Raw genomic sequence first — 14,636 nt, 5'->3', positions numbered from 1 at the left:
ATGTTCGAGCAGCTCCTCGTGCTTTCAAGCGCGGCTGACGTGCGTGAGCGCTTCCTCCGCATGCTCGCCGGCCTCGATGAGGCGAGCGCTGCGGCTGACGCCGGCACTAGGACAGTGCTCCAGACCTACCGAGGTCGCGTCAGCGAACTCCTCGTCGAGCAGCAGGGGATCCTGGCAGATCATATCGAGGGCCTTCGAGCCGGGTTTGGCGACCAGCCCAGCGAGTGGCCTCCGGACGAGCTCGGGGAGATGAGTTCAGCGACGGTCGCCATGTTCGACCTGCTGTCCATCCAGCACTACGAGGTGGCCACCCACCTGCCAGGGCGGTCGGCCGCCCGCGAAGACCTGCTCTACCTGCTAATGCGCTCGATGCGATTCTCGTTGATGAGTCGCGAACACACCCGACTCCTCAGCGTCCAAGAGTCGCGGATGCTGACATGGGAGGCGACGCGCTTCACTCAACTCCAGGCAGACGGCCCCAGTGCCGCGGCGATCGCCGTCCCCTGGCTGGAGACCCTCACCCCTTTGCGTTGGCCCCTAGCAGTCCATGAGCTCGGCCACTACTTCCTGCCTGACGCGGCGCTTGTGTACCCGAACGTCCTCCGAATCGCCCAGGAGCGCGGCTGGCGCGAGGCCGACTTGACGAGCTTCAAGGAGATCGTCGCAGACGCGATCGCTCAAGGTGCACTCGGTGATGCCTACGCGTACGCACTGGCCCGCGAGGGCTACCTGCTTTCGTACAAGACCCACCAGGGTGGAGGCGTCTCGGTGGCGGACCGCCTCCGGCTCCTCGGCGGTCCGACCCCGCTCATCGACAACTTGCCGTCTGTCTGGCGTCTGGACGAGCGCTCGCCTGTGCCCACATCGGGCTCCAAGCCGCCCGCACCTCCCCCAGACCCGACGTCAGAGGAAGACCGCGCCGAGATGCGTGCCGAGGCGCTCAAGCTGGTAGGCGAGCCGTCGACCAACGACCCCGAGCGGGTTGGTGAGGCCCGTCAGCTGATATCCAGTGGTGAGCCACCGACCGCCGTACTGAGTTCGCACGCTCGCAGCGTCGAAGGTCTCATGGGCATGGTCAATGCGCTCGACCAGGCCGGCCGGTCGCCGGCCTCCCCCCTAACGCCTGAGCAGGTGGGTGACCTCACCAACCTGGCCGTGCACCGGCCGCTGTCTGACGGGGAGATCCTTGAGGCCGCGTGGCTGGAGGACTGCGAGCGCGATCCGACGCAGTTGCTGGACAGTCTGTGTGGCCCTCGCGACGACAAGACCATCCACGAGGCGATGCGCGACGTCGTCGAGCGAGACACCTGGCTCGCTCGTGCGCTCCAGTCAGCCGCCGTTCACCGGTGGGTAGACGATGGCGAGCGCCGCGATGCACGGCAGCGCGCGGCCATCGGGCAGGAGACGGCATGACGAGGGCGACCACGGGGCCGGTGGAGCCGGCCGACAACCACGGGCTGACAGACGCTCAGGAACGGCTCGCGGCCGGCCGCTACCAAGAGCTGGAAAGCAGCCCGCTCGGAAGCCTCGCCCTGATCCGACGCATGTTGCTCCCGCCTGAGCACCCGAGCCGGCTGGTCATCAGCCCGATCATCAACGATCGCCAAATCGGGACGAGCAGTGTCGACGTCCGCCTGGGGACCGAGTGGGAGGCCATGCGTCCCTACCGGTTCGGCGCTATGGATCCTGGCGAGGACCCTGAGTCAGCTGCTGAGCTGTTGAGGAACGGCGTCGAAGAGTTTCGGCTCACCGCCGGGCAGCGCCACGGGGTCGTGCTGCACCCCGATGAGCTACTGCTGGCACTGACACTTGAGTTCATGCACCTACCGGGCGATCTGTGCGGCCGACTTGAGGGGCGCAGCACTTGGGCTCGTCAGGGCCTCCAGGTACACGCGACGGCGGGAATGGTCGACGCCGGTTTTAAGGGCTACCTCACTCTTGAACTTCAGAACACGGGTCGCGTGCCACTCGTGTTGTACCCAGGGCTTCGAGTCGCCCAGATGGCCTTCCACCCGGTGACGATGACGGCCTACTCCTACCAGGCAAAGCCTCACGCCGGGTACAGCGGTCAGTCGCGTGCACGCTCGCGCTTCGTAGACGAGCCTGAGCACAGATTCCGCCACGCATACATGGAGGACGAGAGGCGGGCCGAGCGTGAGCGTCTTGAGTCCCGGCGTCAGATCGCGCCCGCTGGCGACGACGAGCAAGCCGCGGTGTTGGCTGAGCCGGCGACTTCACCTGGGGCAGGGCCGGTTGCACCCGAGGGCGGCAGGCCAGTGCCTCTAAGAGCGACCGGCCAAGGAGCCATGACCTCAACTGACAGCGACCTCGGCGAGGGCCATAAGGACGGCGACAAGGCCGGCGATGTCGGCTAGGAACGAGGTCGCTCAGCGGTTCGCCGAGCGACTCGATCAGCGTCGTGAGCGCATGCGGGCAGAACTCGAGCAGGAGGACGTGCCCATCCTCGGGGGCGCGCGATACCCCGACAAGCTCGCCGGCGAGGCCGCCACTGTGGACGCGATCCTGCTGGAAGAGATCATCTATGCACGCCACGCACCTGTCCATGAGGGATTGCGCCCACGGTACGGGTGTGTGCTTGTCGCGGACCTGGGTGAAGTTGGCGCCGATGAGAAGTCAGCCCTACGCGAGATCGTCCATCATGACGTGTGGAGCATTCGTCCCATGGTGGACGGGTCCTCGACGATGCTGGTGCGCGACCTGACCGGCCGCCTCGGCATCATCCCCGTGGAAGTCGAGGACGAGTTGGCCCTTGTCGACTTCCTGTCCCGAATGAAGGGTGTCTCCGTTCAACGGCTTGCCGATGGGCGCCTCCGAATCGGCACTCGCGCGGGCATCGCGTTGAACGACGGCGGCGACTGGTCGCTCCGTCCGGCGACGGGATCGGTCATCCGCAGCCTGACGGGCGAGCTCGCGCTGCCCGATGGCTCGCTCTCGCGGTTGGAACGGATGCGCGAGATCGGGCGCCTGCTAGAGCTTTGTTACCACGGCCTTAGCCCCAACGGGATCGGCGCGACGATCGTCGTCAATCTGAGCGGAGAGGCAGCGGACCTATTCGAGGGGACCTCGGACGAGGGCGCGGTGCCAGCAATGGCACTGAATGTCTTTCGACGTGAGGACCAGGTCCTGCTGCGGAACATGCTCGCCTACGAAGACGGAGCCTGTTTGGTCGATGCCGACGGCGGTCTGGCGCGCTATGCCTCAAAGCTCAAGTTCAGCGACAAAGCGGTCGACGTGGCCTCCGAACACGGCGGGTCACGACACACCTCAGCCAAGCGGTTCAGCTTCGACCACCCGGGAGCGCTCGCGGTGGTCGTCTCCGCCGACGGACCCATCACGTTGTTCTGCGGAGGCAGTGCGCTGGCACGCATCGACGCCTCGACCGCACGCCCTTCCTGGCTGTCAACGTCGTCCACGGACGTGCGAATGCGCGTTGAGAACGCCAATGAGTCGGTGAGTTGCGCACGGTGCGGCACCTCGTATCGGGTCTCCCTGGTTCTCGACGAGGAAACGGGTACCCGGGTCGAGGTGAACTGTGTGGTCTGCGACGAGGTCGTCATCTCCCGGGATGGAGTGCTGGACTGCAGACCCCGGGTGGTGCGTCCCTGGGAGGAACAGTGAGCATCGCACGTTGGACTGGAGCGTGCGGCGGCCGAAGACGACACTCGTGCAGCGGCGTCGGAGATCACGGCGGCCGCTCTTGCCACGCATCTGCCACGCACGAGGCCCTAACAGCCCTCTGACCTGCGCAAACGCGTCGGCTCAGTAGTACCAGGGGTACGGCGACCAGTCCGGCTCGCGCTTCTCGAGGAACTGATCGCGGCCCTCCTGGGCCTCGTCGGTCATGTACGCGAGCCGCGTGGTCTCGCCGGCGAAGAGCTGCTGGCCGACCAGGCCGTCGTCGAGGAGGTTGAAGGAGTACTTCAGCATCCGCTGCGCGGTCGGCGACTTGCCGTTGATCAGCCGGCCCCACTCGAGCGCGACCTTCTCCAGCTCGGCGTGCGGCACGGCGCGGTTGACGGTGCCCATCCGCACGCCGTCCTCGGCGGAGTACTCCTGACCCAGGAAGAAGATCTCGCGGGCGTACTTCTGGCCCACCTGCTTCGCGAGGTACGCCGACCCAAAGCCGCCGTCGAACGAGCCGACGTCGGCGTCGGTCTGCTTGAAGCGCGCCTCCTCGGCGGAGGCGAGGGTCAGGTCGCAGACGACGTGCAGGCTGTGGCCCCCGCCGGCGGTCCAGCCCGGGACGACGCAGATGACGACCTTGGGCATGAACCGGATGAGCCGCTGGACCTCGAGGATGTGGAGGCGGGCGAGCTTGGCCTTGTCGACGGTCTCGGCGGTCTCGCCCTCGGCGTACTGGTAACCGGCGCGGCCGCGGATGCGCTGGTCGCCGCCGGTGCAGAAGGCCCACTTGCCGTTCTTCGCGCTCGGGCCGTTGCCGGTGAGCAGCACGCAACCGACGTCGCTGGTGGTGCGGGCGTGCTCGAGGACGCGGAGCAGCTCGTCGACGGTGTGGGGACGGAAGGCGTTGAGGATGTCCGGCCGGTCGAAGGCCACCCGCACGGTGCCGTGCGCCTTCGCGCGGTGGTAGGTCAGGTCGGTCAGGTCCTCGAAGCCGGGCACCAGGTCCCAGTCGTCGGCGTCGAAGATCTCCGACACCCCGTCGATCGCGCTCATGCCGTGAGGCTATCGCCGGGGAATGCCGCCGCCCCGACCGGGCATTGAGGGGGCATGACTCTTGAAGGCGAGTACGAGCCCAGCCCGAGCGACTGGGTGCGCGAGCAGGTGGAGCAGTTCGAGGCCACGAACGGCCAGGAGGCCAACACCCTCCAGGGCAAGCCGGAGTGGCCGATCGTCGTGATCACGTCGAAGGGCGCGAAGTCCGGCAAGCTCCGCAAGAACCCGGTCATGCGGGTCGAGAAGGACGGCGTCTACGCCGCGGTCGCGTCGAAGGGCGGGACGCCGGACAACCCCGCCTGGTACCAGAACTTCATCGACCACCCCGAGGTCGAGCTCCAGGACAAGTCCGAGAAGCACACCTACCGCGCGCGCATCGCCGAGGGCGAGGAGCGCGCCGAGTGGTGGGAGCTCGCGGTCGCGCAGTACGCGCCGTACGCCGAATACCAGGAGAAGACCGACCGGGAGATCCCGATCTTCCTGCTCGAGCGGGTGTAGCCCGCACGCCGCCGGGACCGTGACGGCAGGGGACTACCCCAGAGGAGCCTCAGGGAGCGACGGCCTTGGCGGTGCGGGAGATCGACATCGCCAGGCCGACGAGGTGGCCGAGGCGGGCGACCTCGGAGTCGAGGAACTCCGGTCCGCCGCGGCGGCCGATGAACACGCACTCGGTCTTGTTGAGGCGGGCGCCGATGAGGACGGCGTTCTCGTCGTCGGTCTGGAGGTGCTCGGCCCGCTCGATCTGGATCCACTCCAGGTCGTCCGGGGCGGCGTGGGTGGCGTAGAGGACGCCGTCGGACTTCGAGACCCGCGCCCCCCAGTCGGCGCGGAACGTCGCGGGCAGCAGGTCGATGAGGCGGTCGAGCGCGACCTCGGGGTCGGCGGTCAGCTCCTCGACGGCCTCGAGATCGAGGACGAGGTTGCCGCCGGCGGCGTACCGGCTGATCCAGATGACGCTGACCCCGTCGAGCGCGTTGCACGCAGAGACGATCGAGTCGGGCATCGCGCCGGGCGCCGTCTCGAGCAGGACGTCGTCGACGGCGGTGCCGTCGTGGCGCTTCTCGACGATCTCGATCGCCTCGATGTCGCCGCCGGCCATACCGATCGCAGTCGCCAGCCGACCCAGCGAACCGGGTACGTCGGGCAGTTCCACGCGGAGCAGGTACGGCATGTGCTCGACCCTAGCCGGGCCAGGTTGCGGCGGTATTTCCGGTCATCGCCCAGCGAGACGGAGCCGGAGTCCGGTCGCGCGCTCGGCTCGCGTGCCGACCGCCGCGCGGACGGCGGCCTCCGACCCGACCACGCGCACGTGGCGTCGGGCGCGGGTGACGGCGGTGTAGAACAGCTCGCGGGTGAGCAGCCGCGACGCCTCGTCGGGCAGCAGCACCGTCACCCGGTCGGCCTGGCTGCCCTGGCTCTTGTGGATCGTCATCGCGTGCATGGTCTCGACGGCGTCGAGCCGCCCGGGCGCGAACTCCTTGAGCCGCTCCGACCCCGCCACGAACACCCGCCGCCGCTGGTCCTGCCGCACGACCACGCCGGTCTCGCCGTTGTAGACGTCGAGCGCGTAGTCGTTGCTGGTGACCAGCAGCGGGCGCCCGACGTACCACTCGCCGTAGACCTCGACGTCGGGGTCCTCGGCGAGCCAGCGCTCGACGAGGTGGTTCCAGCGGCGTACGCCGTAGGGCCCCTCGCGGTGCGCGCAGAGGAGCCGATAGCGGTCGAGCTCGGCCAGCGCGGTCGCCGCGTCCTCGTCGCGCGCGGCGGCCCAGATCGCCCGGGCGGCGGCGACGGAGTCGGGCCGCAGCGCGGCCTCGACCTCGTCCTGGTCGGAGGTCTCCACCCACGAGACCTGGTCGGAGGTCGCGCGCAGCACGCGCACCACCGCGTCGGCGTCGCCGCTGCGGAGGGCGCCGGCGAGCGACTTGATGTCCTCCTCGGAGCGGAAGTTGGTCGAGAGCGCCGACACCGGCGAGTCGGGTCGGCCCTCGTAGCCGGCGACGAGGTCGCTGAGCACCGCGCCGGCACCGACCGAGGTCAGCTGCTGCGGGTCCCCGACGAGCACCAGCCGGCAGTCCGGCCGCAGCGTCTCCAGCAGCCGGCCCATCATCGTCAGCTCGACCATCGAGGACTCGTCGACCACGACGACGTCGTACTTGAGCCGGTTGGAGCGGTCGTGCCGGAACCGGGTCGCGTTGTCGGGGCGCCAGCCCAGCAGCCGGTGGAGCGTGAGCCCGTCGAGCCGGCCGACCAGCGACGGCGCCCCGGGCCACGACTCCGCGACCGCGGCGAGCTCGGTGGCGACGGCCTCCTGGAGCCGCGTCGCGGCCTTGCCGGTCGGCGCCGCCAGCGCGATGGCCAGCCCGCCGCCGGCCTGGTCGGCCAGCAGGGCGAGGAGCCGCGCGACCGTGGTCGTCTTCCCGGTGCCGGGGCCTCCCGTCAGGATCGTGGTACGCCGCCGCACGGCTGCCACGACCGCCGCCTCCTGCTCGGGGCTGAAGTGGGGGCCCTGCACCCTCGCCAGCGCCGCCTCCAGCCGGGCCTCGTCGACGGCCGGCGGGGCGAGCGTGAGCCGGGCGGCCAGGTCGTCGTGGACCTGCGACTCGAGCCGGTGGTACCGGTCGAGGTAGAGCAGCCCGTGCTCCCACCGCACGGCCCCGGCGTGCACGAGCGGGGAGTCCGCGACCGGCCACTCGTTGGGCCACGGCAGGTCGGGCGCGGTCGCGCTGACGGTCGCGAGGTCGAGGCAGACCGAGCCGCGCCGGACCGCGCGCACGGTGAGCGCGACCGCGAGCAGCATCCGCTCGTCGTCCTCGCCGCCGAGGGCGCCGATGCGGGTGGCCACGTGCACGTCGGAGGAGGTCAGCACGCCGGCGGCGTTGAAGGTGGCCAGCAGCCCGGTCGCGCCGGCGGCGAGCCGCCAGTCGTGGTCGTCGACCGGCTCGAACAGCTCCGTCATGCGGGGTCCCCTCGGAAGCGCGGGCTGGAGGAGCGAAGCGGGGGAAGCCCGCGGTTTCGTGGGGTGCTCATCGGGCACCTCCGTCCAGGAGGTCGGAGAGCTCCTCGACCAGCGCCACGGGCGGCTGCCAGGCGAAGACGCCGCACGGGGCGCCGTCGACCAACGGCGTCTCGGGACCGCACATGCCGCGCAGGTAGAGATAGAGGACACCGCCGAGGTGCTGCTCGGGGTCGTACCCGGGCTGGCGCCAGCGCAGGAACCGGTGCAGCACGGCGGCGTACAGCAGCGCCTGGAGCGGGTAGTCGGAGTGGCCCATCGCGGCGTCGAGCGCGACCGGGGCGTAGCTGTGCGCGGTGAGCGGCTCGTCGGCCGGCCCGAGCCAGTTCGTCTTGTAGTCGACGACCAGGTAGCGCGGACCCTGCTCAGAACGGACGCGGAGGACCACGTCGACCGAGCCGGTGAGGTAGCCGCGCAGGGTCTGGTCGCCGAGCGGGCCGTCGAGGTGGTCGGCGTACGCGCGCACCGGGTCGCCGGCCGGGAGGTGCCGCTCGAGCAGCGGCCGCAGGTCGCGCAGCAGGCCGTCGCCGAGCGGCAGCTCGAACTCCATCTCCCGCAGCCGGTCGCGCAGCGGCACCTGCCGCAGCGTGGTGCCGTCGGCCAGCGGCCCGAGGGGCGAGTCGCAGACCGCGACCAGCGCGTCGGCGAGCTCCTCGCGGTCGAGGTCGACCGGCCACCAGCCGAGCTGCTCGTCGATGTGCCCGAGCAGCTCCTCGCGCAGGTCGGCGGCGTCGGGGTCGGCGTGCTCCAGCACCGCGTGCACGAGCGACCCGAAGGTCGCGCCCACCGGCAGCCCGCCCATCGGCGACGGCACGTCGCCCGCCACCGGCGGGACCACGACCGCCTCGGGCTCGAGCGGCTCGTCGTCCTTGCCGACGACCTCGGGCTCGCTGGTCACCGCGCCCGCCGGGGCGGTGGCGGCCTCGACCTTGCTGAGGGAGGAGTACGACGCGCGGCGCCACTCGGCGTCGACCTCGCGGGTGAACGCGCGGGCGGCCAGGTCGGGGACGGCGGGCCGGGGCGGGTCCTCCCCCGGGTCGGCCAGCAGCGCGGCCTCCGGCGCCGGACCGCCGCGGTCGCGCCAGTCCGAGAACAGCGCGATCACCGCGTCGTCGTCGGGGACGGCCGGCGACTCCGGCACGTCCGCGGCGTGGACGTCGCGCAGCAGCATCCGGTGGAGCGGCGAGGCGACGGCGTTCTTGGTCGGCGCCCACCACGCGACGACCTGCGACTGGGCGCGGGTGATCGCCACGTACAGCAGCCGGAGCCACTCGCCGGCCTCCTCGTCGGCCCAGCGCCGGCAGTGGTCGTCCCAGTGCCGGCCGCCCCCGCCGACGTCGAGGCAGCGGCGGCCCTCGTCGTCGTGGAAGAGCGGGCGGGTCGGCTTCGGCACGAACCGGTCGGCGAGGGCGGGGAGGTAGACGACGGGGTACTCCAGGCCCTTGCTGGCGTGGATCGTCACCAGCTGGACGGCGGCCGCGTCGGAGTCGAGCCGTCGGGTGCGCTCGACGCCGCGGCCGGCGCGCCCCTCGGTGACCTGCTCGCGCAGCCAGGTCAGCAGCGACGGCAGGCCGTGCCGCTCGGTGAGCGTCACCTCGTGCAGCGCCTCACCGATGTGGCGCAGGTCGGTGAGGCGGCGGTCGCCGCCGACCTCGGCGAGGACGCGCTCGGGCAGGCCGGCGACGTTCGCGGCCTCGAGCACCGCGGCGAGCCCGCGGGTGGCGAACAGCTCGACCCACCCGCGGAGCGTGTCCGCGACCTCGTCGGTGAGGTCGTCGCCCCGGGCGTCGAGGTCGGCGGCGGTGTGCCCGAAGAAGCAGGTGAGCGCGGCCGACCGCACGCGGGTGCTGCGGTGCGGCTGCTCCAGCGCCTCCAGCAGCGTCAGCCACTCGATCGCGGCCGGTGTCGCGAACACGCTGCCGCCGCCGGCGATCACCGCCGGGACCCCGACCTCGAGCAGCGCCTCCCGGACGGTCGCCAGGTCGGCGTGGCGGTAGGCGATGACGGCGATGTCGCGCGGCCGGACCGGCTCGCCGCAGAAGGTCGTGCCGGACGCGAGCAGGCGGCGTACGTCGAGGGCCAGGTCCTTGGCGACGTGCGGCCGGACCTGGCCGACGGCGAGGGTGCTGCCGCCCCGGCGGCCGAAGGTCTCGCGGCGCACGACCCGCAGCCGGAACGGAGGGGCGCCGCCGGACAGGCGGCTCTCGCCGTGGTGGGCCTCGACGTCGCGCACGACGATCCGGTCGTCGCCGAGCGCGGCACCGGCCATCAGGGTCTGGAAGGCGTCCAGGAGCGGGCCGTCGCTGCGCCAGTTGACCGACAGCGTCTGCTGGGTGGTCGCGGTCTCGGCGGCGGCGAGGTAGGTGGTGACGTCGCCGCCGCGGAAGGCGTAGATCGCCTGCTTCGGGTCGCCGATGAGCACCATCGTGGCGTGGCCGGAGAACGCCCGGTCGAGCACCTGCCACTGCACCGGGTCGGTGTCCTGGAACTCGTCGACGAGCACGATGCTCCACCGCGCGCGCATCCGCTGGGCGGCCGCGCCGTCCTCGTCCACCAGCGCGTCGGCGAGCTGGGAGAGCAGGTCGTCGTAGGACAGGATCCCGAGGCGGCGCTTGCGGCGCTCGAGCTCGTCGCGGATCGTGCGCGCGAAGCTGACCTTGCGGCCGGGCACGGTGGCGCGGTCCTCGTCGGCGGGCTCGAGCGCGGCCTGTGGGTCGCCCACGGCCGCGCGGGCGATCGCCAGGGCCTCGGCGTGGCTGAACACCGGCTCCTCGGCGCCGAAGGCGAACGCCCGGAGGTAGAGGTCGTCGACGGTCTCCTTGACGAGGTCGTCGAGGTCCTCGACCAGCCGCGCGCGGGAGTCGGTGTCGCCCGCGACGCCGAGGGAGTCGAGCACCATCGAGCAGAACTGGTGGGTGGTCGCGATGGTCGCGCCGTCGAACCCGGCCAGCGCCTCGGTCACCCGACGATGACCCCGCCGCCGCTGCGGCTCGTCCCACGAGCGCAGCAGCGTGACCAGGTCGGAGTCGCCGACGTCGGCGGCGGCGGGCTCGTCGCTCAGCACGCGCTCGGCCTCGACCAGCTGCGCGCGCACGCGTTCGCGCAGCTCCTGGCTGGCCGCCCGGCCGAACGTCACCACGAGCATCTGCTCGAGCCGCGCGACGCCCTCGGCGACGTACCGGGTCACGAGCGCGCCGATGGTCCAGGTCTTGCCGGTGCCGGCGCTGGCCTCGAGCAGCACCGTGCCCGTGGGCAGCGGGTCGGTGATCGAGAAGGGGCTCATAGGGGGCCGACCCTCTCGGCGCCGGTGAGCAGCGGCTCCCAGATCGTCCAGGCGGCGTCGCCGAGGCCCGCGCCGACCAGCGCCTCCACGGGTGCGCCGACGCCGAAGACCCGGTGGTGGTAGGGGTCTGCGTCCTCTCCGGTGATGCCGAACTGGTGGTGGGGGTCGGTCTCCCACTCCCGGCGCGCGGCCTCGACCGGCGGGGTGTCCTGGCCCATCAGCTCGCGCGCGTGGGCCTCGGCCCAGGCCAGCCCGGTCTTCACCGGGACCGGCAGCGGGGCGCACAGGCCGCGGTCGCGGAGGTCGACCAGCCGGCGCAGCCAGTCGACGGCGCGGTGGTCGAGCGGACCGCTGAGGGCGCGCTTCGGGCCGGCGCGGTCCTTGCCGACGGCGTGGGCGGTCCAATGCTGGTCGGGGTAGGTCGCGGACAGCGCGAGCAGGTCGACCCACGCATGCAGCCGCTGACGGGCGTTGAGGCGGGAGTAGCCGAGGCTGACGACCCGGCTGCCGTAGACGCCGGGCACGGTGCCGGTCAGCCGGCGGCCGTCGCCGAGGTCCACGTCGACGTCGACCGAGCGGCGGTCGCCGTCGCGCAGGTCGGCGGTGCGCGACCAGAGCCGCTGGCACTCCTCGACGACCTCGTTGAGCGCGGTGGTGCCGAGCCCGCCCGGCGGCAGCGTGCCGGCGAGCTGCTCGGCGGTCATCACCGCGACCGGGTCCTGCCCGGCGAGCAGCTCGCGGAGCAGCCGATCGCCGATCTGCCACTTCTCCAGGCTGTCCAGCGTCACCGGGATCGCGTCGGCGAGGTCGTCGGGCTCGAACGGCGTCGCGACGTCGAGCCGGCCACGCAGGAAGGCGCGGACCGGGTGCCCGAGGAAGTCGCGGAGGTCCTGGAGCGACACGTCGTCGCGGGCGCCGGGCGGCAGCGGCCCGTCGAGCAGCGGCGGCGGCTCGTGGCGGACTCCCCACGCCGAGCGCGCGCCGGCCAGCGCGGCGGTGTCGAAGCTGAACGGGCCCGCGCTGAGGAAGTTGCGCGCGTCGTACGGCTGGAGCGGGTGGTGCGTCAGTACTCGGTCGCGCACGGGCTCGGCGGTGGTGCGGTCGGCGGCGTCGAGGATCTCGCCGAGGGGCACGGCGGGCGGGCGGGGCGCGCCGGACTGCTCGTTGGCACCGGTATAGGTGATGACGAGGTGCTCGGTCGCGGCGAGCACGGCGTCGAGCAGGAGCTGTCGGTCCTCGCTGCGCGCGTCGCGCTCGCCGGTCAGCGGGTGCCGGGCGAGCACGTCGTCGCCGTCGGCCACACCCGCGCGCGGGAACACACCGTCGTCGAGGCCGACCAGGCAGACCACCCGGTGCGGCACCGAGCGCATCGGGACCATGGTGGCGACGGTCAGGCCGCCGGTGCGGAAGTTGGCGCGGGTGGGCCGTCCGGCCAGCCGGGACTGGAGCATCGCGCGGACGTCGGAGAGCCGCAGCTCGAGGCCGCCGTCGTGCGAGGACGCCGCCGCGCGGGCGAGCTCGCGCTCGAACTGCGGCAGCTGCCACGCGTCGTCGCTCGCGACGTCGGTGAGGGAGCGGACGCCGTCGCGCAGCCCGGTCGTCCAGTCCGCCACGGTCTGCGCGCCGGCCAGCGCGGTCAGCGTGCGATCGAGCCGCTCGACCAGCTCGGCCAGCCGGCCGGCGAGGTCGATCTCGCTGCTGCCGACGTCGTCGAGCGGCAGCCCGCGGCCCAGGTGGCGGTGGTCGTCGCCGCTCATCGCGACGCCGAGCAGGATCCGGTCGAGGCCGGTGCGCCAGGTGTTGTGCGGGAACCGCTCCATCCGGAACGCCGCCCGCGACGCGTCGTCGAGGCCCCACCGGACGCCGGCGCGCGACACCCAGCGCGACACCCGGTCGAGATCGTCGTCGGTGAACCCGAACCGCAGGCGGACCGGGTCGGTCGCGGCGAGGTCGAGCACGGCGGACGCGGTGACCCGTCCTCCCGCGAGCTCGAGCAGGTCACCCGCGACCGCGAGCAGCGGGTTGGTGCTGGAGAGCGCGCGGTCGGCGAGCTTCACCCGCAACCGGTGCGCGGGGTGGCCGTCGGCGGTCGCGAGCCCGAAGCCGGCCGAGATCAGCGGCGCATAGGTCTCGATGTCCGGGCACATCACGAGGATGTCGCGCGGCTCGAGGGTCGGGTCGTCCTCGAGCATCCCGACCAGCACCTCGCGGAGCACGTCGACCTGCCGGGCCGGGCCGTGGCACGCGTGCACCTGGAGGCTGCGGTCGCCGTCGGCGAGGTGGCGATCGGCGCGCTCGTCGTACGACGGGGCGTGGTTGGCGCGCAGGTCGTGCTGGAGCCAGCCCAGCATCCTCCCCTGGTCCGAGGGCGGGGTGGCGACGACCTCGGCCGGGATGCCGTCGAGGACCCGCAGCAGCTCGCGGGCGTCGCGGCCGAGCGAGGCCAGCAGCGGGTGTCCGACCCGCTCGGTCGAGTCGTCCTCCTCGCGCGGGACCACGCCGCCCAGGCCGGCCAGGTCGTCCCACAGCGCCGGGGACGGCTGGGGCAGGAACAGGTGCACGTCGCGGTGCTCGCCGAGCGCCCGCAGCAGCCCGACCTCGGTGACCGGGATGCGGGTATGGCCGAAGAGGCTCAGCCGCGCGGGGAGCGGCAGGTCCGCGCCGCCCGCCTGCAGGGCCGCGCAGGTCTCGGCGTGGCGGACGTCCGGCGGCGGCGCACCGACCTGCGGCAGCAGCCGGCGCCAGAGCTCGGCCTGCCAGCGCAGGTCCTCCGGCAGATCGCCGTCGTCGCCCTCGCGCCAGCCGGCCAGGAGCGAGGGACGCTGCACGCCGTACGACGCGAACAGATGGGCCAGCCGGATCGCGACGGAGTAGCGGCGGTTGCGCCGCATCTCGCCGTCGAGGTGGGCAGTGAGGGTCTCGAACCCGGGCCGCCCGAGGCACTCGTCGATGGTCGCCAGCAGCGGCCACACCAGCCGCTCGGGATCCCACGGGTCGTCGCGCTCGCGGCCGAGCAGCAGGCTGACCAGGCTCCGCGGGTTGAGGAAGCGGACCCCCGCGCAGACGCCGTCGCCGCCGCGCGGCCCGGTGCCGAGCCGGTGGCTGAGCCGCTGGGTGAGCCAGCGCTCCACACCCTTGGCCGGCACCACGACGACCTCCTCGGCGAACGGGTCGTCGAGCGGCGCGGCCAGGAGGTCCCCGAGCCGGTCCGCGAGCACGTCGGTGCGCGCGGCTCGGTGGATCTGCAGGGTCACGCCGGGCACCCTACGGTGAAGCGGGGACAGGCGGTCCGACTGATACCGGACGGGCCCGGGTACGGACCGGCATGGCCGAGACCGACCCGACCCCGCCGCCCCCGCCGAAGGACCCGCTGCGCCGATCCCGGACCGGCGGCGCCTGGGTCGCGGTCGTGGCGGCCGCGGTGCTCCTGGCGCTGCTCGTCGTCTTCGTCGCGCAGAACACCGACGACGTCCACATCTCGTTCCTGTGGGTCGACGGCACGGCGCCGCTGGCGGTGGCCCTGCTCATCGCCGCCGTCATCGGCATCGCGCTCGCCGCCCTGGTCGGCACCCTCCGCATCTGGCAGCTGCGCCGCCGCATCAAGCACGATCGGCGCTAGGGTGCGGCCGCCGACAACGC

Annotated in this window: 10 protein-coding genes; 5 read left to right on the top strand and 5 right to left on the bottom strand. The window is 72.4% G+C overall.

Going from position 1 to position 14,636, the window contains the following annotated elements; genetic code table 11:
• The 3 genes from ACYQ0U_RS04610 to ACYQ0U_RS04600 are packed head-to-tail and all read left to right on the top strand — an operon-like array spanning position 1 to position 3,639.
• Positions 1-1,413: a hypothetical protein gene (locus ACYQ0U_RS04610; protein WP_459969904.1), complete on the top strand. Its 1,413-nt coding sequence runs from the start codon at positions 1-3 to the stop codon at positions 1,411-1,413.
• A complete protein-coding gene (gene dcd / locus ACYQ0U_RS04605; protein ID WP_459969902.1) occupies positions 1,410-2,375 on the top strand; it encodes a dCTP deaminase in 966 nt (321 codons plus the stop codon). Before ACYQ0U_RS04610 ends, dcd begins: the two co-directional genes overlap by 4 nt.
• Before the next feature lie 52 nt (positions 2,376-2,427).
• Complete coding sequence (locus ACYQ0U_RS04600; protein WP_459969900.1) at positions 2,428-3,639, top strand: diadenylate cyclase; 1,212 nt, start codon at positions 2,428-2,430, stop codon at positions 3,637-3,639.
• A gap of 141 nt (positions 3,640-3,780) precedes the next feature.
• Here ACYQ0U_RS04600 and ACYQ0U_RS04595 read toward each other — a convergent pair whose 3' ends face one another.
• The gene (locus tag ACYQ0U_RS04595) at positions 3,781-4,698 is read right to left on the bottom strand and encodes a 1,4-dihydroxy-2-naphthoyl-CoA synthase (RefSeq protein WP_459969898.1); all 918 of its coding nucleotides are present in this window, start codon (positions 4,696-4,698) and stop codon (positions 3,781-3,783) included.
• Positions 4,699-4,752: 54 nt separating this feature from the next.
• Between ACYQ0U_RS04595 and ACYQ0U_RS04590 the strand changes: the two genes are divergently transcribed.
• Positions 4,753-5,196 (top strand): nitroreductase family deazaflavin-dependent oxidoreductase, encoded by a 444-nt coding sequence (locus ACYQ0U_RS04590; RefSeq protein WP_459969896.1) that lies wholly within the window; start codon positions 4,753-4,755, stop codon positions 5,194-5,196.
• Positions 5,197-5,245: 49 nt separating this feature from the next.
• On the opposite strand, the gene ACYQ0U_RS04585 is transcribed toward ACYQ0U_RS04590, so the two are convergent.
• From ACYQ0U_RS04585 to recC, 4 genes are all read right to left on the bottom strand, one after another.
• Positions 5,246-5,869 (bottom strand): ACT domain-containing protein, encoded by a 624-nt coding sequence (locus tag ACYQ0U_RS04585; RefSeq protein WP_459969894.1) that lies wholly within the window; start codon positions 5,867-5,869, stop codon positions 5,246-5,248.
• A 42-nt stretch (positions 5,870-5,911) separates the two neighbouring features.
• The gene (gene recD / locus ACYQ0U_RS04580; RefSeq protein WP_459969892.1) at positions 5,912-7,657 is read right to left on the bottom strand and encodes an exodeoxyribonuclease V subunit alpha; all 1,746 of its coding nucleotides are present in this window, start codon (positions 7,655-7,657) and stop codon (positions 5,912-5,914) included.
• A gap of 67 nt (positions 7,658-7,724) precedes the next feature.
• The gene (locus ACYQ0U_RS04575) at positions 7,725-10,997 is read right to left on the bottom strand and encodes a UvrD-helicase domain-containing protein (protein ID WP_459969890.1); all 3,273 of its coding nucleotides are present in this window, start codon (positions 10,995-10,997) and stop codon (positions 7,725-7,727) included.
• Positions 10,994-14,251, bottom strand: coding sequence for an exodeoxyribonuclease V subunit gamma (gene recC, locus ACYQ0U_RS04570; RefSeq protein ID WP_459969888.1), 3,258 nt, complete (start codon positions 14,249-14,251; stop codon positions 10,994-10,996). The genes ACYQ0U_RS04575 and recC overlap by 4 nt, the downstream gene beginning before the upstream one ends.
• 71 nt (positions 14,252-14,322) lie before the next feature.
• Here recC and ACYQ0U_RS04565 point away from each other — a divergent pair, with 71 nt between their 5' ends.
• Complete coding sequence (locus tag ACYQ0U_RS04565) at positions 14,323-14,616, top strand: LapA family protein (RefSeq protein WP_459969886.1); 294 nt, start codon at positions 14,323-14,325, stop codon at positions 14,614-14,616.
• Positions 14,617-14,636 lie beyond the last annotated feature (20 nt).

Source organism: Nocardioides pyridinolyticus, assembly GCF_054653575.1.
The sequence above is the reverse complement of the archived record's forward strand: the minus strand, read 5'-3'. Positions and strand labels throughout refer to the sequence as shown.

Bases quoted from the DNA above. Each gene is read 5' to 3' on its own strand.
- ACYQ0U_RS04610 (WP_459969904.1), top strand. From the start codon at position 1: ATGTTCGAGCAGCTCCTCGTGCTTTCAAGCGCGGCTGACGTGCGTGAG.
- dcd (WP_459969902.1), top strand. From the start codon at position 1,410: ATGACGAGGGCGACCACGGGGCCGGTGGAGCCGGCCGACAACCACGGG.
- ACYQ0U_RS04600 (WP_459969900.1), top strand. From the start codon at position 2,428: ATGCGGGCAGAACTCGAGCAGGAGGACGTGCCCATCCTCGGGGGCGCG.
- ACYQ0U_RS04595 (WP_459969898.1), bottom strand. From the start codon at position 4,698: ATGAGCGCGATCGACGGGGTGTCGGAGATCTTCGACGCCGACGACTGG.
- ACYQ0U_RS04590 (WP_459969896.1), top strand. From the start codon at position 4,753: ATGACTCTTGAAGGCGAGTACGAGCCCAGCCCGAGCGACTGGGTGCGC.
- ACYQ0U_RS04585 (WP_459969894.1), bottom strand. From the start codon at position 5,869: ATGCCGTACCTGCTCCGCGTGGAACTGCCCGACGTACCCGGTTCGCTG.
- recD (WP_459969892.1), bottom strand. From the start codon at position 7,657: ATGACGGAGCTGTTCGAGCCGGTCGACGACCACGACTGGCGGCTCGCC.
- ACYQ0U_RS04575 (WP_459969890.1), bottom strand. From the start codon at position 10,997: ATGAGCCCCTTCTCGATCACCGACCCGCTGCCCACGGGCACGGTGCTG.
- ACYQ0U_RS04565 (WP_459969886.1), top strand. From the start codon at position 14,323: ATGGCCGAGACCGACCCGACCCCGCCGCCCCCGCCGAAGGACCCGCTG.